Origin of the sequence: Pseudomonas veronii, from assembly GCF_002028325.1 — a bacterium.
GTDB lineage: Bacteria > Pseudomonadota > Gammaproteobacteria > Pseudomonadales > Pseudomonadaceae > Aquipseudomonas > Aquipseudomonas veronii.
The window spans coordinates 3,290,022-3,313,234 of record NZ_CP018420.1 but is presented as its reverse complement, the minus strand read 5'-3'; the positions used below and the strand labels follow the sequence as shown (position 1 = coordinate 3,313,234).

General features: G+C 60.4%; 17 protein-coding genes. 10 read left to right on the top strand and 7 right to left on the bottom strand.

Going from position 1 to position 23,213, the window contains the following annotated elements; translation table 11 throughout:
- The first annotated feature begins 11 nt into the window (after positions 1 to 11).
- Both PverR02_RS15130 and PverR02_RS15125 read left to right on the top strand, forming a co-directional pair.
- Positions 12 to 674, top strand: a complete 663-nt coding sequence (locus PverR02_RS15130; RefSeq protein WP_017845733.1) for a response regulator — start codon at positions 12 to 14, stop codon at positions 672 to 674.
- Positions 671 to 2,035, top strand: a complete 1,365-nt coding sequence (locus PverR02_RS15125; RefSeq protein ID WP_079443752.1) for a sensor histidine kinase — start codon at positions 671 to 673, stop codon at positions 2,033 to 2,035. Before PverR02_RS15130 ends, PverR02_RS15125 begins: the two co-directional genes overlap by 4 nt.
- Before the next feature lie 7 nt (positions 2,036 to 2,042).
- Here the strand turns inward: PverR02_RS15125 and PverR02_RS15120 are convergent, their stop codons facing one another.
- On the bottom strand, positions 2,043 to 3,281 hold the full coding sequence (locus PverR02_RS15120) for an MgtC/SapB family protein (protein WP_079443751.1): 1,239 nt from the start codon (positions 3,279 to 3,281) through the stop codon (positions 2,043 to 2,045).
- Between the two features lie 12 nt (positions 3,282 to 3,293).
- Positions 3,294 to 4,367, bottom strand: coding sequence for an NAD(P)-dependent alcohol dehydrogenase (locus tag PverR02_RS15115; RefSeq protein ID WP_152032013.1), 1,074 nt, complete (start codon positions 4,365 to 4,367; stop codon positions 3,294 to 3,296).
- A 243-nt stretch (positions 4,368 to 4,610) separates the two neighbouring features.
- Between PverR02_RS15115 and PverR02_RS15110 the strand changes: the two genes are divergently transcribed.
- The 4 genes from PverR02_RS15110 to PverR02_RS15095 all read left to right on the top strand — a co-directional run bounded on the left by PverR02_RS15110 (position 4,611) and on the right by PverR02_RS15095 (position 12,403).
- The gene (locus PverR02_RS15110) at positions 4,611 to 5,534 is read left to right on the top strand and encodes a universal stress protein (protein WP_017845728.1); all 924 of its coding nucleotides are present in this window, start codon (positions 4,611 to 4,613) and stop codon (positions 5,532 to 5,534) included.
- 199 nt (positions 5,535 to 5,733) lie between these two features.
- Positions 5,734 to 6,483, top strand: a complete 750-nt coding sequence (locus PverR02_RS15105; protein ID WP_032804245.1) for a helix-turn-helix domain-containing protein — start codon at positions 5,734 to 5,736, stop codon at positions 6,481 to 6,483.
- Positions 6,484 to 6,586: 103 nt separating this feature from the next.
- On the top strand, positions 6,587 to 7,150 hold the full coding sequence (locus PverR02_RS15100) for a GNAT family N-acetyltransferase (protein ID WP_079443749.1): 564 nt from the start codon (positions 6,587 to 6,589) through the stop codon (positions 7,148 to 7,150).
- 261 nt (positions 7,151 to 7,411) lie between these two features.
- A complete protein-coding gene (locus tag PverR02_RS15095; protein WP_079443748.1) occupies positions 7,412 to 12,403 on the top strand; it encodes a glycosyltransferase family 32 protein in 4,992 nt (1,663 codons plus the stop codon).
- Positions 12,404 to 12,454: 51 nt separating this feature from the next.
- Here the strand turns inward: PverR02_RS15095 and PverR02_RS32890 are convergent, their stop codons facing one another.
- Entirely contained in the window at positions 12,455 to 12,589 is a 135-nt protein-coding gene (locus PverR02_RS32890; RefSeq protein ID WP_256350977.1) for a hypothetical protein, read from the bottom strand.
- 422 nt (positions 12,590 to 13,011) lie between these two features.
- Between PverR02_RS32890 and PverR02_RS15090 the strand changes: the two genes are divergently transcribed.
- Together PverR02_RS15090 and PverR02_RS15085 are read left to right on the top strand one after the other, a co-directional pair.
- Complete coding sequence (locus PverR02_RS15090; protein ID WP_026139870.1) at positions 13,012 to 14,421, top strand: circularly permuted type 2 ATP-grasp protein; 1,410 nt, start codon at positions 13,012 to 13,014, stop codon at positions 14,419 to 14,421.
- A 2-nt stretch (positions 14,422 to 14,423) separates the two neighbouring features.
- Complete coding sequence (locus PverR02_RS15085) at positions 14,424 to 15,374, top strand: alpha-E domain-containing protein (RefSeq protein WP_017845722.1); 951 nt, start codon at positions 14,424 to 14,426, stop codon at positions 15,372 to 15,374.
- Here the strand turns inward: PverR02_RS15085 and PverR02_RS15080 are convergent.
- Complete coding sequence (locus PverR02_RS15080) at positions 15,371 to 16,291, bottom strand: AraC family transcriptional regulator (RefSeq protein WP_046383354.1); 921 nt, start codon at positions 16,289 to 16,291, stop codon at positions 15,371 to 15,373. The two genes, PverR02_RS15085 and PverR02_RS15080, sit on opposite strands and share 4 nt — an antisense overlap.
- Positions 16,292 to 16,390: 99 nt before the next feature.
- On the opposite strand from PverR02_RS15080, the gene PverR02_RS15075 reads away from it, so the two are divergent.
- On the top strand, positions 16,391 to 17,350 hold the full coding sequence (locus tag PverR02_RS15075; protein WP_079443747.1) for an oxidoreductase: 960 nt from the start codon (positions 16,391 to 16,393) through the stop codon (positions 17,348 to 17,350).
- Here the strand turns inward: PverR02_RS15075 and PverR02_RS15070 are convergent.
- Together PverR02_RS15070 and PverR02_RS15065 are read right to left on the bottom strand one after the other, a co-directional pair.
- Entirely contained in the window at positions 17,340 to 19,604 is a 2,265-nt protein-coding gene (locus tag PverR02_RS15070) for an ATP-dependent DNA helicase (protein ID WP_079443746.1), read from the bottom strand. The two genes, PverR02_RS15075 and PverR02_RS15070, sit on opposite strands and share 11 nt — an antisense overlap.
- Positions 19,601 to 21,247: a VRR-NUC domain-containing protein gene (locus tag PverR02_RS15065; protein WP_079443745.1), complete on the bottom strand. Its 1,647-nt coding sequence runs from the start codon at positions 21,245 to 21,247 to the stop codon at positions 19,601 to 19,603. The genes PverR02_RS15070 and PverR02_RS15065 overlap by 4 nt, the downstream gene beginning before the upstream one ends.
- A gap of 187 nt (positions 21,248 to 21,434) precedes the next feature.
- On the opposite strand from PverR02_RS15065, the gene PverR02_RS15060 reads away from it, so the two are divergent.
- Positions 21,435 to 21,659: a YgdI/YgdR family lipoprotein gene (locus PverR02_RS15060; protein ID WP_017845718.1), complete on the top strand. Its 225-nt coding sequence runs from the start codon at positions 21,435 to 21,437 to the stop codon at positions 21,657 to 21,659.
- Positions 21,660 to 21,734: 75 nt separating this feature from the next.
- Here the strand turns inward: PverR02_RS15060 and PverR02_RS15055 are convergent, their stop codons facing one another.
- Positions 21,735 to 23,159: a polyurethane esterase gene (locus PverR02_RS15055; RefSeq protein ID WP_046383350.1), complete on the bottom strand. Its 1,425-nt coding sequence runs from the start codon at positions 23,157 to 23,159 to the stop codon at positions 21,735 to 21,737.
- Positions 23,160 to 23,213: the final 54 nt, after the last annotated feature.

The window sequence follows — 23,213 nt, the reverse complement described above, 5'->3', positions numbered from 1 at the left end:
CGGGAGTCCGCGTGCGCCTATTACTGATCGAGGATGACGAAGCATTGGGTGAAGGTATTCACCAGGCGCTGGTGCGGGAAGGCTACACCGTTGATTGGCTCAAAGATGGCAGCAGTGCATTACATGCACTGCTCAGCGAAACCTTTGACGTGGCGGTGCTCGATCTCGGGCTGCCGCGCATGGATGGGCTGGAGGTGCTGCGCCGCTTGCGCGACAGCGGCTCGAACCTGCCAGTACTGATCCTCACGGCACGGGATGCCACCGAAGACCGGATCGCCGGGCTGGACGCCGGCGCCGACGATTACCTGATCAAGCCCTTCGACCTGGCCGAACTCAAGGCGCGCCTGCGTGCGTTGCTGCGCCGCAGCGCCGGGCGCGCACGGGTGATGATCGAACACGCGGGCATCTGCCTGGACCCGAGCACGCAACAGGTCAGCTACCACGGCGAACCGGTGCTGCTCACCCCCAAAGAATACCAACTACTGCACGAACTGCTGTCGCCACCGGGCCGCGTCATGACCCGCGACCAGTTGATGCAGTTGCTCTACGGCTGGAACGAAGAAGCTGAAAGCAACACCCTGGAAGTGCATATCCATCACCTGCGCAAGAAGTTCTCCAGCGAGCTGATCCGCACCGTTCGCGGCGTCGGCTATCTGGTTGAGGAGCGCGGATGACTTCTATACGACGGAGAACCCTGACCCTGATCATCGGCCTGCTGCTCGCCGGTCTGCTGCTGATCAGCGCGCTCAACCTGCATGACAGCAACCACGAAATCGCCGAAGTCTATGACGCGCAACTGGCGCAGAACGCCCGCCTGCTCCAGGGCGTGATGAGCATGCCGCTTGCCAGCCAGGACCAGGAAGACCTGTACCGCGCATTCAACAAAGCCTTGGGCGAAGCGATGCCCAAGGTGGATGGGCACCCCTACGAAAGCAAAGTCGCCTTCCAGGTCTGGAACCCCAAGGGCGAACTGCTGGTGTTCACCGCCAGCGCCCCGTCATTTGTCCCCGCGCCCACCCAGCCGGGCTTCAGCAACGTCGAAGACCTGAACGGCCGTCAATGGCGCGGCTTCGTGCTCAAGGACAAGGACAACGGCCTGCGGATCTGGGTGGGCGAGCGCGACGACGTGCGCGCCGACCTGGTGCAACGCATCGTGCGGCATACCTTGTGGCCCAACGTGCTGGGCAGCCTGATTCTCGCGGCGATGGTCTGGCTGGCGATCGGCTGGGGCCTCAAGCCCCTGGCCGACATGGCCGCCACCCTGCGTGCGCGGCATTCGGGCTCGCTCGAACCGATGCAACTGACGCCGCTGCCCACGGAGCTTGAGCCGATGCAGGCGGCGCTCAACCGCATGCTCGCGCAGATCCAGGAAATGCTCGGCCGCGAACGGCGCTTCATTGCCGATGCGGCCCATGAAATGCGTACACCATTGGCGGTATTGCGCGTGCATGCCCAGAACCTGCTGGAAGCCGGCACAGAAACCGAACGGCGCGAGTCCCTGGCCTTTCTGATCGCCGGCGTCGACCGCACCAGCCGACTGGTCAACCAATTGCTGACCATGGCGCGCCTGGAGCCCAGCGCCGGGCAACCGCCGGTACAGGCCATCGACCTGGCGACAACGGTGCGCGAAACCCTGATTCAGTTGACCCCATGGCTGTTGAGCAAAGGCCTTGAGCTGGTATTCGACGCCGAGGATGGCCCGTGCCCGGTGAATACCGACGCCGCCGCGATCAATATCGCCCTGACCAACCTGGTGACCAACGCCGCGAATTTCTCCCCGGAACACGGGGTGATCACCGTGGGCTTGCGCAAGAACGCCATGCGTTTTGCCCTTACCGTCGACGATCAGGGCCCTGGCATCGACGAAAACCAGCGCGAGCGCCTGTTCGAACGCTTCTACAGCCGTGGCAATGCCCAGGGCGCAGGCCTGGGCCTGACCATCGTACAAACCATCGCCCAACGCCTGGGCGGCCAGGTCAGCCTGGAAAACCTGGCGGCCGGCGGCCTGCGGGCGACCCTGGAAATCCCTGCCTGACGGAGCATCAGCCGGCCCATGTGACCAGCCACATCGCGCCGACCAGCAAGACCTGGCCGACGATCACATACACCGCGAAGTAACGACCGCCGCTGACCCCGGCCACCACGCACTTGCTCAGCGCGTTGCAACTGACCGCGAGCAACACCGGGATGGACGCGGCCTCCAGGGACAGCTGGCCGCTGGTGGCCAGGGCCGCGATCGAGGCGATGGACGCGTGGGCATCGGCAAAGCCACTCAGGGTGGCAGTCAATATCACGCCGACCTGGCCGAAGTGATGGAGCATCAGCGACGACAAGAAGGTAATGCCGGTCAGGGTCACGACCATGATCAGCGCCAGCTTGAGGTCGAATGCGCCGCCCACCTTGATGGTTTGGCTGGCCGCCGCCGTCGGCGCGTGCCACATCAGGCACACACCGTACAACGCGGTGGTGGCAAACCCGGCGAGCAGCGGCCAGGCCATCTGCGACAGCAGCGCCGGCTCCACGGTGCCGAGGATCAGAGCCGCCTGGGCCACCGTCGCAATATTCGAGAAAATGGCCGCCGCCGCGAGGATGCGCAGGTGCTCCGGCTCTTTGGCGACCATCTGGCCCATGGCGGCAACGGTCACGGTACTGGAGGCGAACCCCGAAGCAATGGCGCTCACGACGTAGCCATAACGTGGCCCCAGCGCGCGTACCGCCACGTGCCCCACCGCGCCGACCGCCATCAGCAACACCGTCAACGTGCAGATAGTGCGCGGGTTCAGCGCGCCGTAGGGGCCGATAAAGCGATCCGGCGCCAACGGCAGGACCACCAGCGCAACGACCAGCAGCAACAGGCCGTCGCGCATTTCCACATCGGTCAATTGACTGCGAGCAAAGTTGTGCAACTTGTCGCGATAGGCCAGCAGGCCGGCCACCACCACGCCGACGGCCGTGGCCAGTTCGGGAGCGACCCCACACCAGGCGCCCAGCAGCAGCACCGTGAGCAACGCCACTTCACTGGTGATCCCAGGGTCGTTGTCCCGGCTCTTCCAGTAAGCGGTACTGACGATCACAGCCAGACACCCGGCGATCAGGCCCAGCAACAGGCCACCGCCGACTTGCTGCGAGACGTAGCCCAATAACGCGGTAATCGAATAGGTGCGCAAACCGGCAAACGCGCGCAACTCGCCCTGGCCCTTGTGGCGTTCGCGCTCAAGGCCGATCAGCATGCCGATGCCCAGCGCCGCGGCGGCACCGGCCAGCCCGAGGGTTTGCGTCATTTACAGGCGCCTTCAGGGGGTGATCGCGACCTTCATGACACCGTCGCGCTGATGGGCAAACAGCTCATAGGCGGCCTCGATATCGTCGAGCTTGAAACGGTGCGTCACCAGGGGCGACAGATCCACCCCGCCGCTGGCCACCACGGCGAGCAAACGGCGCATGCGTTCCTTGCCGCCAGGGCACAGGGTCGACACGATGCTGTAATCCCCCAAGCCCGCGCTGAACGCGTCGTAGGGAATGTGCAGGTCGCTGGAATAGACCCCCAGGCTGGAGACCCGCCCTCCCGGACGCAGCACGCGCAATGCCGACTCGAACGTACCCTGGGTGCCCAGGGCCTCGATCGCCACATCGACCCCACGGCCGTCGGTGATGGTCATGATCTGCTCGACCACATTGCCTTTCTTGAAGTCGACGATATGGGTGGCGCCCAGGCTGCGGGCGACGTTCATGCGCTCGCTGACGCCATCGACACCGATGATCATCGACGCGCCTTTGAGCCGGGCGCCCGCCACCGCGCACAGGCCGATCGGCCCGAGGGCGAAGACCGCGACGGTGTCGCCGATGGTCACCTCACCGCGCTCGGCGCCGGAAAAGCCGGTGGACATGATGTCCGGGCACATGAGCACTTGTTCGTCGCTCAGCCCATCGGGGATCGGGCACAGGTTGGCCAGCGCATCGGGGACCAGTACGTATTCGGCCTGGCAGCCGTCGATGGTATTGCCGAACTTCCAGCCGCCGGCCGCGCGAAAGCCATGCCGGGTGTCGGGGCCGTCCTGGGAGCCGCAGCCGCACAGGCAGGCATAACTCTGCCCGCTGGGCGTGATGGCGCCGGCGATCACCCGCTGCCCCTCAACGAAACCACGCACCTGGGAGCCCAGCCGCTCGATCACGCCCACCGGTTCGTGGCCCACGGTCAGCCCTTTGGCCACCGGGTACTCACCGCGCAGGATATGCACGTCGGTGCCGCAGATGGTCGTGGTGGTGATACGCACCAACGCATCCAGCGGGCCGACTTCGGGGATGGGTTTGTCGTCGAGGACGATGCGGTTTTTTTCAACGAAGACAGCTGCTTTCATGGTTGCCACGGCGTGACCTCCTGCGTCTGGAAAAGCCTGAATGACATCCAGACTGCACCGCGATGACAACACAGGGGTTGATCATTATCAACAATCCTCTGATTGATCGAGACACCCGGCCGGATGTCGTTGAGCGTGCCCTGGCTCAAGGCGACTTGATGCAAGTCAAACCGGCGCCGGCGCCCGGCGCCATGATCTAGAGTAAGTATCATTGCCCGATGCTATATGCTGGTTACCCAAGGGAGATTGCCCATGTCTGCTCAAGCACGTTTCTTACTGCTGGTTTCGCCACTGATGGAACACAGCCCCGCCTTCGACCGGGCCGCCGCCCTGGCCAAGGCTGAAGGCGCCGCGCTGCACATCCTCGCCTTCGATTACCTGGAAGGCCTGGCTACCGCCGGCCTGGTCAACGAGCAGGCGCTGGAACAGATGCGAATTGGCTATGTAGAGCGCCATCACCAGTGGCTGGAGGATCAGGCCAGGCCCTTGCGCAACCTCGGCCTGACCGTCACCACCGAAGTGGCGTGGGTGGAGCGCCCGCTGCAGGAGATTCTGATTCGTCTTAAGGAAGAGCCCATGGCCGTGGTGATCAAGGCGCTGGAGCATGAGTCCCTGTTGTCGCGCTTGTTGTTTACGCCGCTGGACGTCCACCTGATTCGCGAATGCCCGGTGCCATTGCATTTTGTCAGCGGTGCGCCCCATGCGTTACCGCGCAAGATCGTGGCGGCCGTCGACCCGTTCCATCACGACGAGCACTACGACAGCCTTAACGACCGCATCCTGCATGAAGCCGTCAAACTGGCGACAGCCTGCGATGCCGAGGTCGAGGTAATTTATGCCCATGACCTTTCCGATCTCGGGGCTCAGGAGTATGGACTCGGCAGCGGTGCCGGGTTCTTCTCTTCGGTGGCCGCCAAACGGCTGTTCGACGAACAGGGGCAGGCCTTCAATGACTTGGCCGCGCGCAACGGTATTCCGCCGGCGCAGCGCCATATGATCTTGGGTAACCCGGCGAAAGTGCTGTCCAGCTATGCCGATGCCTACAACGTCGATGTGATCGTCATGGGCCGGGTCGGTCATCGCGGCCTATCGCGCCTGCTCGGCAGTACCGCCGAAATGCTGCTGTACAAAATGCCTTGCAGCGTGTGGATGGTTAAACCGGAAGTGCTCGACTGAGCGCGGTGATCGTATGCACACCCTCGCTGCACACTCGCAGCGAGGGCATGTCAAAGGCATTCATTGAGGGGGCATAACGAGACTCATCACACTCGAAAGCGATCAGCGGTCAAATATATGAAACATGCACCTATCTTTCTCCAATATTTGGATGTTAAGTAGGGGGAATATATATGTGTGTGTGCAAGAGGCTTTTGTGATGAAGTCAACTCCAGTTCTTGTACAAGTCCAACATTTAAAAACAACCTGCGCGAGCTGCAGCGTTTTAGAGTTGTGTTTACCCCTGGGTTTGACCGAGATCGAAGTGGGTCGCCTGGACACATTGATTCCACAACGCGTCAAAGTCAAAAAAGGTGCTTCGCTGTATCGCACCGCTGATCCGTTACGCTCGCTTTACGCCGTGCGTACCGGATTCTTCAAGACCTGCATACTGTCCATGGATGGTCGCGAGCAAGTCACCGGGTTCCAGATGGCCGGGGAAATGCTCGGCCTCGACGCCATCAGTGCCGATGCCCATGCCTGCAACGCGATTGCGCTGGAAGACAGCGAAGTGTGCCCTCTGCACTTCAACCAACTGGAGCGACTGGCCGGTCAAATACCGTCGTTGCAACATAACTTGAACAAAATCATGAGCCGCGAAATTGTGCGTGATCACGGCATGTTATTGCAGATGGGTAATATGAACGCCGATGAGCGGCTTTGTGCATTTGTATTGAATATATCAATGCGTATGAGTACGCGTGGTTATTCATCGCGATCTTTTATATTACGCATGCGACGAGAAGAAATCGGCTCTTATCTGGGCCTGCGCCTGGAGACGGTGTGCCGCAGCATTGCGCAGTTACGCAAACTGGGCCTGGTGCATATCAGCGCACGCAATGTCGAGATTCTCGACCTGGCGAAACTCAAGACGTTCATATCCGGCTGTCATCGGCATGGTCCCGAGTAACAGGGCCTCATCTGATCCAAATCAGCTTTATCTGTCGGCAAAGGCGTAGAACCGAAGCAACAGGGGGCCGCTCCTGTCGCCCCCAAACCTCGGAGCTCACACCATGCTTACCGTCGAAGAGCACAACAGACAAGCCGCCATCGCCTATAAAACAAGCCCGGAACCGCACTGGATCGATAAGCTCAATGACGGCCGCCATGTGCTGGTGCGCGCGTTGAGAATCGAAGACCGGGACCGCGAATATAACTTCATCAAGAGCTTGTCTCGCGAGTCCCGGCACGCGCGCTTCCTCGGCGAAATCAACGAGCCCGGCAAGACCCTGCTCGATCAATTGATGGACGTCGACAATCAGCAACGCGTGGCGTTTATTGCCCTGGTACATGACAACGGCAAACTGATCGAAATCGGCGTTGCGCGCTATGCCGCGGCCAAAGAGCACGAATGCGAATGCGCGGTCACCGTGGCGGACCCTTGGCAGCACCTGGGACTTGGGCACATTTTGATGCAACACCTGATGACCGCGGCGAAAAAAAACGGCTTCACGTCGATGTACACCGTGGATGAAGCGAGCAACACCCCGTTGCGTGAGCTGACTAACGCGTTGGGCTTCCACACCGTCACCAATCCGGATGACGCTACCCAAGTGATCAGCAGCGTGAAGCTCTGAGTAGCACTGCACGGTAAAAGGGCGGCGCGCCGCCCTTGCCTTCCATACACTCGTTCGAGTGTATTCATACCGAACCGAAAACGTCTGTTGCGCGAACGCCTGTAAGCAGGGTGAACCGCACCTGCGCCTGGCACTGCGCAATACCAGGTAACGGTGTTTTGGCTGAATGAAGGAATCAAGACCGCTTCTGTCGCTACACACGGTTAATGCCACGGGCACTGCCCCCCTGGCGTCATCTCGTAACCTCAGGCGACAGACCTCATGACCAGTGTTTCCACGCACATCACCGCACAACCCCAGCCATTCGCCCTATCCCACCTGCCACTCGCCAGACACAAACGCGAAGCCCCGGCCCCCACCGAGTCGGCAGGCGACGCTCGTACCGAAGGCGATCGCGCATTGGCGGCCGAATACAGTACCGCGTTGCTGCTGGCGGCCAATCGCGAGAGCAATATCAACATCCGCCCGATACCTGCCGATTCCTCATTCGGTCGGTGGTGGGGGCAGTTGCGTGCCGCCTTTCGATCACCTGACGTCGTTCAGTGGATGCGTGACAAAGGTATTAATGCTGAGTCGATAACACTCAAACCGGAATCGGGAACGATCACCTTCAAGCTCAAGCCTTCGGTTGATCCCGAGCAGAAACTGCATACCGTCGGGCAAGACGACAGGCGCTGGGGCGCGATCAGCGGCCCCATCCTCCAGGCCGCGCGTGTGATCAACGCGGGCCACGAGGATACGGCCTTCACGCCGCCGGCAAGTGATCTCAGTGAATCCGCACCTTGGTTTATGGTGGGGCGGTTTTATCAAGAGCGGCAAGACCTTACAGGGCCGGCGATGCGCAGGCGCGCTGAAGAGCTCGACCGGGACCAAGGTTTTTCACCTCTCGACCCGAGCAGCGCGGCAGGCTTGATTGAATCGCGTAGCGCGGACGCGCTCCAAAAACAGGAAGCCACGGTGGGCGATGTGCTGAATCGGCATGAGGCCATCAACGAGCTGCGGCACCTGGCAAAGTCCGTGGACATCCGCAATCCCGAGCAAATCCCGGGCGAATTGAAGAAGCGGACGCTCTCTCTGTCTTCCCCGAGCACCTACCAACCCATCAGTGCTAGCCAATCGAACAGGGTCAGCCTCGTGCAATTCCTGGAAGATCATGGCTGGCATATTCCCACCCATCACGAACAGCTGGAGAACCTCGCAACCGCCCTCTCAACCCCGGCGCCCAAGATGCCGGCACACGGTAACCTCGGCGGAGCGCTGGCTTGGCCTGTGCCGCTGGATCAGGGAGACCTGCAACAGCTGAAGGCAGATATTGGTACGGGCAAAATTGGCGATATTGACTTAGGACCGTCAAAAAATGTCCTGGACTACCTGCTGAGCGGCAGGACAATTTCCGCGGCGGAACAGAGTAACCCGCGACGGCTGATCGATACCTGGATCACATCGCCCAGAGGCAAGGCGCTGGGTGAGGCCATTCAAACTGCGTTCGAGGCGCGGGGTGTCAAAGGCAGTGCTTCTGACTGGCTGCTCACGGCCCTGAACAGCGAAAGCGCCAGCGTCTCTGGCGACGACGTCGATCACCAAGCCCCCGGTCAAATTGAAGGCTATCGGCTGGTCTCGGCGGAGAACTCGGGCAAATCACCGTCGACGGTTGTCAAGGAGCTGGAGGATCACCTGGTCGCCAAAGGCAAAGCCTCATCCCCGGAAAAAGCCACGATTCAGGCTCACCTGTTACTGGCCAGCCGGGCACCGGAATTCCTGATCAAGGACATCCCGGAAGGCGTCGTCGTGGGCACCCACAGCTGGGTCAGTCTTGCCACGGCGGTTGCCCGAATCGAAGCGAAAGCGCCAGGAAACACGGCGTCGATGAGCTACGCCGACGTTATGCTCGAAGCCAGCGTTGCGCCGATCTCTGACGACGAACGCACTGTCGAATATGTCGCCCAGACCGACGCAATCAAACACTGGAGCGTTGCCAACGGTATGGATTACCCGTCGACGGATGCCTCAATGACGACTGCCCGCGAGGCCTACAGCGCGCAGATTCGAGAGTTGAGAGAGGCTGCGCAAACGCACATCGGGCAAATGCCGACGACGAGGGGCATTGCGCTGGAACAGTTAAAAGTAGCGCTGCCTCACGTCGACCCGGAACTGTTCGAAGAAAAAACTATCACCCTGCAGCCTTCCAACCGGCACTTCCCCGGGCCTTATTCGATACTGGACATGTATATCGATGGTCGAGGACTCAAAGGCGCACCGGACTCAGCGGATAATTGGGGGGAAGCGGGCCGTGGTTTCGTGAACCTACTGACATTTGGCGGCGTCACTCTGCGGCCGGACGGTCGTCCCAGCGCATGGGTGTCCTCCTCGGACGGGTTCAGCATTAGCGATGTGCTGGAACGGCTTAACGAACTACCGCGCCCGACGGAGATATTCAACGAGACGTTCTCGGATTACTCCAGTGCCGTCAAAAAAACGACCGCCGCGCAGCTCAAGCACCTTATTTCGAAACAGCCGCTGGAGGATCGGCAGAATCTGGAGTTTGGCAAAATAACAATCCGCAAAGAAATGTCGTTCCACCGCGCCGATCAGCCCAGGCGTGTTTCAGACGGTGTTCTGCTGGTCGAGACCGAGCGCAATGGCCAGCGCATGAGCTACGAAATCGACCGACTAAAAGGGACGGTGACCAAGCTGCCGGACAAGACTTATCGGGACTATGAGCCGACGGTTCATTCTATAAAAGCAGGCAAACGTTTTGATGAGGTAAAACCCGCAGGTCACTATGCAGCGGGGATAACCCATGAAAACAAAGATGCACAAGGCGCACCCAATAGTTTCAGTAGCGCTAGAACCCAATACATCGTTGATGCATTGGTAGAGGATATCAACTTGCCTGCGGTGGAGAAGTACGCCAAGGGCAGAACCACCTTTGACTCTGAAGTACCGCTGCATGAGACCGTTGAGGAGATCGCGCTCAACCTGATCCCGTTACGGTCAGCCATTGTTAATTTTACCAACGGCAATGTTGGTGGGGGCGTTGTCGATCTTGCCTTCGATATCTTTGGTTTCGCCGTCGGCTTGGGAGCCGCGGCAAAAGGCGCGAAAGTCGCGGCGGCCGGCGCATCGACAGTTGCCAAGGTTGGTCAGGTCGCCAAGATTATAGGGCGCGCGACCGTGGGCGCACTCAATCCATTGGACGGGGTTGCCGACCTGGTTCGTGGCGTGGCGAACGGCCTGCATCGAGGCGTCAGCACAGCGATCAAGGGGGTCAAACATCTGCGCGGCTCTTACCGAGGTGTCGATCTACTTGAATTGGCGAAAAAAACCGATGTCGCCGAAGGCACACTCAAAACAGCTAATGGCACACGCGAAAGCAAAGCGCTGGGCAAATTCGATGAGGCGACCAATAAGTGGTACGCCTACGATCCGCTCGCGAAGCAGGCATACGGCAGGCCGTTGGACAATTTCAGCGTTGACACGCCGAGGTTGAATGACCCCAATAGCCTGCACTCGATCGGCAGTAATGATGTGGTGAAGACCGCCAGTCAGCAGCACGGCGTGGCAGCAACCGGCACATTCAGCGTGGGGCAAGAGACGGTCGAAGGTAACGTGGTTTTGTTTCAAGGTAATTGGCATCGCTACGACGCGATCAATAAACGTGCCTTCGGCCCGCCGCTGACAGATTTCAAACCGAGCCGGGTCGCGGCCAATGGTGACGTGAGGTCGATGGACGCCGATTTGTTGGGCTATGAGGTCAAGTACATTGCGCCCCAAGAGTTATCGACAAAAGGCTTACAGTCCAATGTGTACGTGGGTCGCAGTAAAAAAGAATATGTAAAAATCGATGATAAGTTTTATGAGTCACACCTCAAGGATGGCCAGCGAGTTATCCGGCATCCGGCGCGCACTGGGCCTGACCTACCGGTCAGGGATCTGGGGCTTTCCGGATGGGAACCGCTCTCCAGAACCGACCGCCTCCTGGGGGGCGCGGGCGGCAACCCCTGGAACCCCGGAGAAAATACCTACTTAATCCCGCTGGACGATATCCACCTGACGGGAAACCCGACACGCCCCTATTCGCTGAACCACAAGGGCGTAGAACATGATGTCACCTTCAACATCTATGCCGGTACGTGGAAATCCAGCAACCTCAAACCAGCAAGCGGTGCCCAAGACCAGGACTACTTCTGGAGGGGTGGCAAAGGAAAATGGCAACGGGGAACGTTTAGTGAGTTTAAACACGCAAAAAAAGTCGATGCCCGCGCGTTTAAATACGTTGATGTTTCCCCTCCGACAATTTTACGGGTTCCAAAAGATGCTCATCCTATCCCCAAACAGATTCACTATTTTTGGGCCGGCAGTGACATTCCGCCGAACCTGATAGAAAACATCGCCAACAACTCTGCCAATGCACCTGGGTATAAATCCATTATCCATGTAGATGCGGACAGCCCGGCGATGTTCGAAAAAATCAAAAGCAAATTGCACACTCAAGCGCCTGGCCTAAGCGTCATGAATCTGCACGAGGACGATTTTTTCAAACAATTGAAAGACACTGAAATGTACAACTATTTTCGACAGGGGCAAGGTAAAAATCTCGCCGCCACTTCGGATGTCGCCCGTTACCCACTGATGAATAAATACGGAGGCATTTACCTCGACACCGATGATGCGATTCCAGTCAATATTGGCGCTACCGCATTGAAGGCGGGCTCCAGCGACATTCTGCTTAACAGACCCGTCGCCCATACTATTACGGACTACAAACCCTTCTACAACACCAGTAACTTTGCGACACAGCCTGGCAATCCGGTTATTAACGATATGATCGCGGAGATGAACAAGCGATTTTCCGCTAACAAAGCTTACTTTGAAAGCAACCGCCCCACCGTCACCAGAGGGCCCGGAGGGGAAATCCAATACACCTCTGAATTTCGCACCTACGAAAGTAAGATTTTCAAGACGGTAGGCCCAACAATGTTTGATGACGTGCTCCAGTCAAAAAGACCTGACATGTACCATCTGGGCCTCGATGGGTTGGCTAAAGAATCGAAAATTGTCGACGGTAAGCTGGTCTCATCCGGACCGATAGTCGATATTGAACGTGAAGCGCGCCAATATTATGCGAGCAAGGGTATTACTCCGCCGGACCTGCTGGGTAATCAGATAAAAAAGATGAAGGAGCACTACCTATCACTTCTTCACCAACTCCAGATAAAGATTGGCGCCGAACACTCCTGGATAGGAACATGATCAACTAATGCTCATACCGGCAGCCGGCCAACGCTGGCAAGGTATGAACAATCAGTCTTGATGTTCACCGCTGCCAGGGTCCGCCGCGTCATCCGGTTCCTTGAGCGGCACTTCTGCATCATCCATCAACGACCCCGGGTCTTCGTTGCCGGGGTCGTTGAGGTCTTCTTCCGAATCTTTTGACATGACCGTCTCCTCTGATCGCCTTGACATAGCGTAGCTCTTTTGAAGAACGCGGCCTGCGTCAAGATGAGGCCCTGCGCGGGTCGTTAAAGTTCCGATGAATCCCTGGCCGGGCATTCAGAGACGTTCAAGTTCGCGTATGCACTGTTGTAGTGCGCGCGCCGTTCCCTTGTGGCGAGCAAACGCGCTCGCCACAAGGGAATAGAGACGCTTTGCCGGTTTCGGCACAGGCATTGCTTAGTCCATTCATCGTTCACCCGTCATGCCCGGATACAGGAGCATTCGTTACCCCCTGACCCAGAGCCGACCCCATAAGAAAGTAAGGACCTGGCCCGATGGCACCCTGCGCCACGGGCTCATAAAAAATGCGTTTTTCAAAGCGGCAGTGCCCCCCGCGCTTCCCTCGGCACTGACAAGGTACTGGAATGGCTCGATCTTTCTTTGATGAAATGAATGACGCACACGGTGTATGCCGCGCGCACTATCAGGAATTCTCCCGCTGGCTGGCCAATACGCCGCCAGAACTGCTGGACCAGCGTCGCCGCGAAGCCGACCTGTTGTTCCACCGCGCCGGGATCACCTTCACCTTGTATGGCGACGAGCAGGACACCGAACGCCTGATCCCCTTCGACATCATCCCGCGCAGCATCCCTGCCAGTGAATGGAGCATCATCGAGCGTGGCTGTATCCAGCGCGTCACTGCGCTGAACATGTTCCTTGCCGATATCTACCACGACCAGCGCATCATCAAGGCCGGGATCGTTCCGGCGGACCAGGTGCTGGGCAACGAGGGTTACCAGAAGGCGATGGTCGGCCTCGACCTGCACCGCGACATCTACTCGCATATTTCCGGGGTGGACCTGGTGCGCGATGGCGACGGCACCTACTACGTGCTCGAAGACAACCTGCGCACGCCCAGCGGTGTGAGCTATATGCTCGAAGACCGCAAGATGATGATGCGCCTGTTCCCCGAAGTGTTCGCCAAACAGCGCATCGCGCCAGTGGACCACTACCCCAACCTGCTGCTCAAAACCCTGAAAAGCGCCAGCCGTCTGGACAACCCCAATGTGGTGGTGCTGACGCCGGGGCGCTTTAACAGCGCATTTTTCGAGCATGCGTTCCTGGCCCGGGAAATGGGCGTGGAGTTGGTGGAAGGCGCCGACCTGTTCGTGCAGGATCTCAAGGTGTTCATGCGTACCACCGACGGCCCCAAGGCCGTGGACGTGATCTACCGCCGTATCGACGACGCGTTCCTCGACCCGCTGGCGTTCAACCCGGAATCGATGCTCGGCGTGCCCGGCCTGGTCGCGGCCTACTGCGCCGGCAACGTGGTGCTGGCCAACGCCATCGGCACCGGCGTCGCGGACGACAAGTCGATCTACCCCTACGTGCCGGAAATGATCCGCTTCTACCTGGACGAAGAACCGGTCCTGCAAAACGTGCCGACGTTTCAGTGCCGCAAGCCGGATGAGCTGTCCCATGTGCTGGCCCACCTGCCGGAACTGGTGGTCAAGGAAACCCAGGGCTCCGGCGGCTACGGCATGTTGGTCGGCCCCGCTTCCACGGCGGCTGAGATCGAGGACTTCCGCCAACGCATCAAGGCGCGTCCCCACGCCTATATCGCCCAACCGACCCTGAGCCTGTCCACCTGCCCGACATTTGTCGAAAACGGCATCGCCCCCCGGCATATCGACCTGCGCCCGTTCGTGCTGTCGGGCAAGGAGACGCGCCTGGTACCCGGTGGCCTCACGCGCGTGGCGTTGCGCGAAGGGTCGTTGATCGTCAACTCGTCGCAAGGCGGCGGAACCAAGGACACCTGGGTGGTGGAGGGCTGAGTATGTTGAGTAGAACCGCCGCAGACCTGTACTGGATGTCCCGTTACCTGGAGCGTGCCGAGAACCTGGCGCGCATGCTCGAGGTCAGTTATTCGCTGTCATTGATGCCCCAGGCCGGGCGCAGCGATGGCCTGGACGAACTGGCGATGTCGCTGCTCAGCAGCGGCACCCTGGACAGCTACCTGGAGCGCCACGGCCAACTGGATGCCGAGCGCATGCTGCACTTCTTCGCCCTCGACGAAGAAAACCCGGCCAGCATCTACAACTGCCTGCGCGCCGCGCGGGGCAACGCCCATGCCGTGCGCGGGCGCATCACCGCCGACATGTGGGAAAACCTCAACGCCACCTGGCTGGAAATGCGCAGCATCGCCGCCGGCGGGCTGGCGCGCCATGGCATCAGCCACTTCTGCGATTGGGTCAAACAGCGTTCGCACCTGTTTCGCGGGGCGACGTCCGGCACCATCATGCGCAATGACGCCTACCGGTTCATTCGCCTGGGCACCTTCGTCGAGCGCGCCGACAACACCTTGCGCCTGCTGGATGCGCGCTACGAGATGTTCGGCGAGGAATCGGAGGAAGTCAGCGACTTGTCGGCGCGCGGTTATTACCAGTGGAGCGCCCTGCTCCGCGCCCTGTCGTCATTCGAGGCGTACACGGAGCTGTATCCGAATGCGCTGAATGCACGCTCGGTCTCGGAGTTGCTGCTGTTGCGCAGTGATGTGCCGCGTTCGTTGCATGCCTGTATCGAGGAACTGAGCCACATTCTGGCGGACTTGCCAGGCAGTTATGGGCGCACCGCGCAGCGCTTGGCCGCCGAGTTCGAAGCGCGGCTGCGCTATACCGGGATCGACGAAATCCTCGAAGCAGGCTTGCACAGCCGCCTGACGGAATTCATCGACACGGTACGCGAATTGGCGCGGGCGATTCACCGCTCGTACCTGGAGGTGGTTTAGACACCGAGGGGCGCGTGCTTTCGCTCGCGGTATTCCCGCGGGGAGCAGTTCATCAGGCGCTTGAAGGCACTGCTGAACGCGCTGTCCGACTGATACCCGAGTGACTGGCCGATACAGGAAACACTCCTGGCAGACGTGTTCAAGGCCTGTAACGCCAGGTGCATGCGCCAGCGCGTCAGATACTCCTGGGGCGCCATTCCGACCCGCTGCTTGAAGTGCAGGGCAAAAGTCGAACGGGACTGGCTCGCGACACCGGCCATGTCGCTCAAGGTCCAGCGGCGTGCCGGCGCGGCGTGTATTTGCTGCAGTACCGGCGCCAACCGCGGATCGTTCAACGCCGCCAACCAACCGGTGGTAGTGGCGCCCATGGATGACTGATAGAGGCGCAGGATCTGCACCAACATCATTTGCGCCAGATGCTCGGTCATCAACGCCGCGCCTTGCATCGGGCTGGCATATTCCCGAGCCAGGCGATCCAGACACCAGCGCAACACGCTGGCCTGCTCGGACCTCGCACTGATACGCACCACCGGCGGCAACCCCTCCAGCAATAGACGGGCGTCGTCACCGTAGCTAAAGCGCCCGCCTATCAGGAACAGATCCACAGTCTCACCCAGGCGAGCGATCCCCCCCACGGCGTCACGATACACCGCGCGCGCGTCAACGCCCTCCAGTGCAAGGTTGCTGGACAACCTCCAGGGACGGTTCTGCGTCAACAAAAAGCAATCACCCTCGCTCAGGGGCATCGGTACGGGCATGCCCTCGACTTCCAGCCAACACTTTCCCTCCACCACGGCATTGAACTTGATGCCCTCCGGCGGTGGAAAATCCAGGGCCCAATCACCGCCAGCCTTGAGGCCGGCGAAATAGGACCGATGACTCTTTAACAGCGCCACCACGTCAGACAGGGTATCCATAAAAAAACTCCGGACGATCGCGACAGAAATACGGACTTTATGGTGTTTCGCGTCCGGCATCCAGGGGAGAACATAGCGGCTCCCCATGGAGAATTCCCTATGATCAATAAACAACGCCCTATCGAGAGTGGATTCGACGGCACGACAACCGCTATGCAAGCGTTGGCGGGTAAAGATTTGCACGGTATGACTGCCATCGTCACCGGTGGTTATTCAGGCATTGGCCTGGAAGCCGTGCGCGTGTTGGCAGCCGCAGGTGCGCAGGTCATCGTGCCTGCACGGGACCCGCTCAAGGCCGAACGCAACCTCGATGGCATAGCCGGGGTTGAGCGGGGCAACCTGGATTTACTCGACTCGGCGTCCATCGACTGCTTTGCACGCAATTTCCTGGCGTCCGGGCGGGCATTACACCTGTTGATCAATAGCGCCGGAATCATGGCCACGCCACTGCAACGCAACGGCAAGGGTGTGGAAGCGCAGTTCGCCACCAATCATCTGGGCCACTTTCAACTGACCGCCCGCCTGTGGCCGGCCTTGTGCGAAGCCGACGGTGCGCGGGTAGTGTCGGTATCGTCGCTAGGCCACCGGTTGAGCCCTATTCATTTCGACGACCCACAGTTTGAGCGACGCCCTTACGACAAGTGGGCCGCCTACGGCCAATCAAAGACGGCCAACGCGCTGTTTGCCGTGGCGCTGGATCAACGCGGTAAAGCACACGGCGTGCGCGCATTTTCCGTGCATCCCGGGGAGATCCTCACGGACCTGGTTCGCTACCTTGACAGGGACGACCTGGCGTTGATTGGAGCACTGGACGATTCAGGGAACATCCGTCCTGCCAAACATTACAAACGTCCCGAACAAGGCGCAGCGACGATGCTGTGGTGTGGCGTCAGCCCTTTACTGGAGGGTATGGGCGGCCTGTACTGCGAAGATTGTGAGGTTGCCGTGCTCTCTCAGGACGACACCAAACGCTCCGGCGTCCGCGCATGGGCCATCGATCCGGAGCAAGCCGAGCGGCTCTGGGCATTGAGCGCGCAATTGAGCGGCGTCACGCTTTAGTCGCTATCGCCCACCACCGAGGCAACAGCTGCCGCACCCGCGCTTCGCCGAACCGGTCATCGATCAACATCACCACGCCTTGGTCCTGCTGGCTGCGGATCACCCGCCCCGCCGCCTGCACGACTTTCTGAATGCCCGGGTACAAGTAGGTGTAGTCGTGGCCGGAGCCGAAGATCGCGCCCATGCGCTGCTTCATCTGTTCATTGATCGGGTTCAGTTGCGGCAGCCCCAGGGTTGCGATGAACGCGCCGATCAAGCGCGCACCGGGCAGGTCGATGCCTTCGCCAAACGCGCCGCCCAGCACCGCAAAACCGACGCCCTGGCTGTGTTCGGTGAACTGTTCGAGAAACGCCCGGCGCTCGGCTTCGGCCATGCCGCGTGACTGCTGCCACAGTGCGATGTGCGGGTGTCGCTCGGCGAGTAACAGCGCCACTTGTTGCAGATAATCGAAACTGCTGAAGAACGCCAGGTAATTACCCGGTTGGTGAGCGAACTGCTCGGCAATCAATTCAACGATGGGCTCCAGCGAGGTCTGGCGATGCACGAACCGGGTGGAGACCTCATCGACAATCCGCACCCGCAACTGCGCGGCATTGAACGGTGATTCCACGTCGACCCAGGCAGTGTCCGCCGGCAGGCCCAGCAGGTCGGCGTAGTAATGGCGCGGGCTGAGTGTGGCGGAAAACAACACGCTGCTGCGCGCCGCCGTCAATCGCGGGCGGATGAATTCGGCGGGCACCACATTGCGCAGGCACAAGGTGGAACTGCTGCGCTTGCCGCGCAACTGACGCAGGCTGATATCAAAGATGAAATGTTCGTTGAACAGCTCGGCGACCTTGGCAAATTGCAGTGCCTCAAAATAGAACGCCTGCAGATCGCCATTGAGTGCTTCGGGGTGGTCGTTGAAATAGTCGCCCATGGCGCTGGCGCAAAGGCTCAGGGCCTGGAGCATTTTGTCGGGTCTGGCCGCGTAGGCCTGATACGGCGCGAGTTGGTCCTTGTGCAACGCGTTCCACTCACGATTCAAGCGCTGCAAGGGTTTCTTCAACGGCTCCGGCGCCGTATCGCGCACGGTCTTGAGGGTGTACTGATCAAGGCTGGCGCTGTACATCGATCGTGCGCGCTCCACCAGGTTATGGGCTTCGTCCACCAGCACCGCGACGCGCCATTGGTTGAGTTGGGCCAGCCCGAACAACAGCGCGCCAAAGTCGAAATAGTAGTTGTAGTCGGCGACCACCAGGTCGCTCCAGCGCGCCATTTCCTGGCTCAGGTAATACGGACAGAGGCCGTGCTCCAGGGCGACCTCGCGCAAGTTGCGTTGGTCGAGCAGGCGCACCTTGGCGGCCGCGATACGCGCGGCGGGCAAGCGGTCGTAGAAACCCTTGGCCAGCGGGCAGGATTCGCCGTGGCAGGCCTTGTCCAGGTGTTCGCAGGCCTTGTCCCGCGCCACCAGCTCCAGCACGCGCAGCGGCAGTTCGGGACTGCTGGCATACAGCACTTGCGCGGCGTCGAGGGCCAGCTTGCGGCCCGGGGTCTTGGCGGTGAGGAACAACACCTTGTCCAGTTGCTGGGGCCCTATGGCCTTGAGCATGGGGAAGATCGTGCCGACGGTTTTGCCGATGCCGGTGGGCGCCTGGGCCATCAGGCAGCGGCCGGTGCTGACGGCCTTGTACACCGACTCTGCGAGGTTGCGCTGGCCGGGGCGAAAGGCGCTGTGGGGGAACGCCAGGGCCTGTGCGGCGCGGTTGCGGGCGTCGCGGTGCTGCATCTCCTGGCGGGCCCAACCGAGAAACAACGCGCATTGCCGGTTGAAGAAACATTGCAGATCGGCGGCCGCAAAGCGCTGGTTCAGCGAGGTTTCGCCCTCGCCGACGATATCGAAATACACCAGCGCCAAATCGATGTGCGCAAGCCCGAGCTTCTGGCACATCAACCAGCCGTAGACCTTGACCTGGGCCCAATGCAATTGCCGATGGTTGGCGGGCTGGGCGTCAAGGTCGCCGCGATAGGTCTTCACCTCTTCGAGGCGGTTGCTGTCCGGGTCGTAGCCGTCCGCCCTGCCCCGCACCTTGAGTTCCTCGTACTCGCCTTCCAGGGCCACTTCGTTCTGGTAGTGCGCGCTGCGCCGCGAGGCGACCGTGCGATGGCCGGCGATGCCTTCCTGGGCGCTGGGCGATGGGGTAAAACGCAGGTCGAGGTCGCCGACCTTGGCCGTGAACTCACACAGTGCGCGCACCGCCACGGTGTAGCTCAAGCGGACTGCGCCCAGCGCACATAGCAGACGGTGACCGGCATCTGGTACTCGCCACAGAACTCCAGCCAGCGCAGTTGGTTGTCTTGCAGGCGATCGCCGGGGCCTTTGACTTCGATCATGCGGTAGGTTTTCTGCGCGGGCCAGAACTGGATCAGGTCCGGCATACCCGCGCGGTTGGCGCGAATATCCAGTAGCAGCCGCTCGAACCAGCAACGCAAGTGTTCGGCGGGCAAGCATGCCAAGGCCTGCTCCAACAGTTCTTCACTGAGCAGGTTCCAGAAGACAAAGGGTGACTGGATGCCCCACTTGTCCACGTACCGTTGGCGGATGGTGTGTTTGTAGCGGTCATCCTGCAGTTGCTCGAGACAGGCGGCAAACAGTGACGCACGACGCTGATGGAAGTCTTCGCTGTGCAAATCCGCCGGCCCGCGCTGGAACGGGTGGAAAAATGCCCCCGGCAGCGGCGCGAAGATCGCCTCCCAGCACAGCAGGCCGAACAGCGAATTGATCAGGCCGTTTTCGACGTAGTACACCGGCGCATCGGGCTCGCTCAGATGGGCCTGCACGCAATACTCCACCGCCATCGAGGGCGGCGGCGGGGGCAGCGCCAGGTCCAGGCGCGTGACGTCCCGAGGCTTGGTCTTGGGCACGGCTGGCGCGCCCAGCTTGCGCCGCAGGCGCGGCAACACTCGCAGCAGGTGTTGCTGCTCGGCGGGGCTTTCCGGGGCCTCGTGGGCGGCACATGCCAGGGCCATGGCCTGGGCGTAGTCTTCCTGGCGCTCCAGCACGCGAATCAAGCGTGCGCGCGCGCCGGGATAAGCACAGGCCCGGTAGATCTGCTCGGCCAACGCCAACTCGGCACTGCGCTCGCAAGACTGGCCGACCTGGAACAACAGCTTGGCCCGGCGTTTTTCCAGCCAGGGGTTGTCGGTCTGCAACGTAGCGATCTGCGCCAGCACGCTGTCCAGCGCCTGCGCGGACTCAAAGGCTTGCTGGCACTGATGCAGGAACAGAAACCCCAGCACGTCATCGCGGCTGCGCAAACCACGGGACTGCGCGCAAAACTCGACTTTTTCGTAGGTATAGATGCCCAGGTCCGCCAGCACGAACTCCGACCAGTCCTGATGCAGGTTGCCGAAGAACATCAAGCGCAAGCGATCACACAAGTCCATCACAGTGACGCTGTAGAGCACGTCATCCAGCTCGGGGCACCAGTGGGCAAAGCAGCGACGCTCATCGAACTGCGGCGCCAGTTGCTCGAGCCAATCGGCCTTTTTGCCCTTGGGCTGCTCGATCCACGGCTGGAACACGCCCAGCAACTCGCCCTTTTGCAGCAACCCGAACAGTTCGTCAAAGCCCAGCAGGCACTGATCATCCACCCAACCCAAAGCCTTCAGCGGGCGCGCTGCCGCATGAGCGCAGCCGATCTCCGGGTAATTGAGCTTGCCCGCTCGAAAATGCACGCCCTTGCGCATCACCAGACGTACCAGTAATGCCTGGGACGCCTGCGGCAACCTGTCGAATTGCTGAATGAAATGCGCTTCTTCAGCATCGAGCAGATCGGCATAGCGTTGTGCCAGCCAATCCAGCACCTGACGGAAGTTATGCAGGTAATACAGGGGGTTTTCGAGGGTTTCGGGCATGGTCCGCAGCGATTAAATACTGGTTATGCATACAGAGTGCCGCCGCTGACGCGTTGTTGCAATCGGTAATAGATAAATGGCGCACGCAACTTTTTGCGTAAAAGTGATCAGATAGGGGAATTGATGGCGTAACATTTATGGCCCGCAGCCTCAGGCCGCGGGACTTTTCAGGGTTAAGGTAAGGGTTATGAACATGAAGAATTTGGGTCTGCCACTGGTTGCACTCACTTTTCTGGTATTGGCCGGTTGCGCGACGCAAACCGTAGTGACATTGCAGAACGGCACGCAGTATTTAACCAAAGACACGCCGAAGACCAAGACCGCCGACGGCTTCTATGAATTCACCGACATCGCCGGCAAGCGCATCCGCGTCAGGGCCGATGATGTGGCCACGGTTCGCAAGGAAGACTGATCCCGCCCTGCATCCCTCATCAAACATGTGGGAGCCCGCTTGCTCCCACCCTTTGAACCGCGTGCCAACGCGGTTTCAACCGATCACGACACCCTCCCCCGACCAGTTGCTCACCCCCACCAGCGTCACCGAGTCCGCGCCAAAACTGATCACCGTATCGCCGCCCACCGCCTTGGCGTGCTCGCGATAATCCAGGCTGCCCTGCACATCCGTGAACACCAGTTTGTCGCTCGATTGATAGCCGATCACCCGATCCTGGCCAAACGGCCCGCTGAACAGAAAGGTGTTATGGCCACTGTTGTCGCGAAGGGTGTCGTTGCCCTTGCCGCCTTCGATGAAGTCCGCGCCCTTGCCGCCCTGGATCAGGTCATTACCGTCACTGCCGATGATGAAGGTGTTGCCCTTGTGCGGCTCGGCATTGCGGTTGAGGTCCTGCACCCAGGTGGTAGCCCGCGCCGGGTCGGACAGGTTGGCGACGATCACCGTCGAGTCCCGGCTCATCTGGTCGTAGAACCCGGATTCGAGCACGCGGGTCATGCCGTCGCCATAGCCGCTGGGCAAATGCGACACCCAGGTCGGCAGGTTGGCAATGGAGAACGGCAGCACGTTCCACAGCGTCGAGGCGTAGTGATCGTTGAAGCTGACGATGTTGTCGGTGGTCGATTCATGGGGTTTGTCATGCACGCCCAGGGACGACAGGTTGAAGGATGAACCGTCCAGCGCCCGGAATACCGGGTCGTTTTCATAGCCGATGTTCAACACCTTGTCGCCGGCGCTCTGGGTCGGCGACGCGTAGGCCACATAGTTGGCGTCCTTGTAGAACCCCGACCATCGCTGGTCGCTCAACTCCGCCAGGCTGTTGACCGCCAGCCCGCCGAGGCTGTGGCCGCTGACCAGCACGTCGGAACCGCTCAGGCCATGGGCACCGGCATACTCGGCAACCGCCTTGAGCAAACCGCCGAAGGCTTCGCCGGCGTAGTTCTTCGCGTAATCCCTGGGGCCCAGGGCGGCGAGCAGATCGCTGAGCAGATCACCGATGGAATCGCTGATCAGGCTTTCCCGCGGCCCCGACGTGCCGCGAAAGCCGATGCCGATTTCGAGCAGTCGACCGGCGTCATCGTACTTGCCCAGCACTTCGGCCTGCGCGGTGGTGTAGCCAGCCTTTTCACCGAAAAACGTGCCCCGGGCGTCGACCTTGCCAGCGTAACCCAGGGTGCTCGCGCTGAGCGGCGTCCATCCGGCGTGTTGCAGTGCTTCCAGGGCGGCCTTTTCCGAATCGGGATTCCACGGGATACCGGGAATCACGCCTTGGGAGTCGGCACCGCCGAGCAATGCACCGACCAGCGTCGCCGGCAGGCCAACGCCCAAGCCGTGGTGCTGATAGCCCACCGCAAAGCCGTTATCCAGGTTGTGGTAGGTATACAGCGTGATCGCCATTGCATCGGCGAACAGCGCCTTGGAACCCTCGGTGCCAAGGTTTTTATAATCAAAGATTCCCATCGGTAGTGCCTCTCTGTTGTTGGAGTTGTCGAGAAAGCGCAATGACGTCCCAGG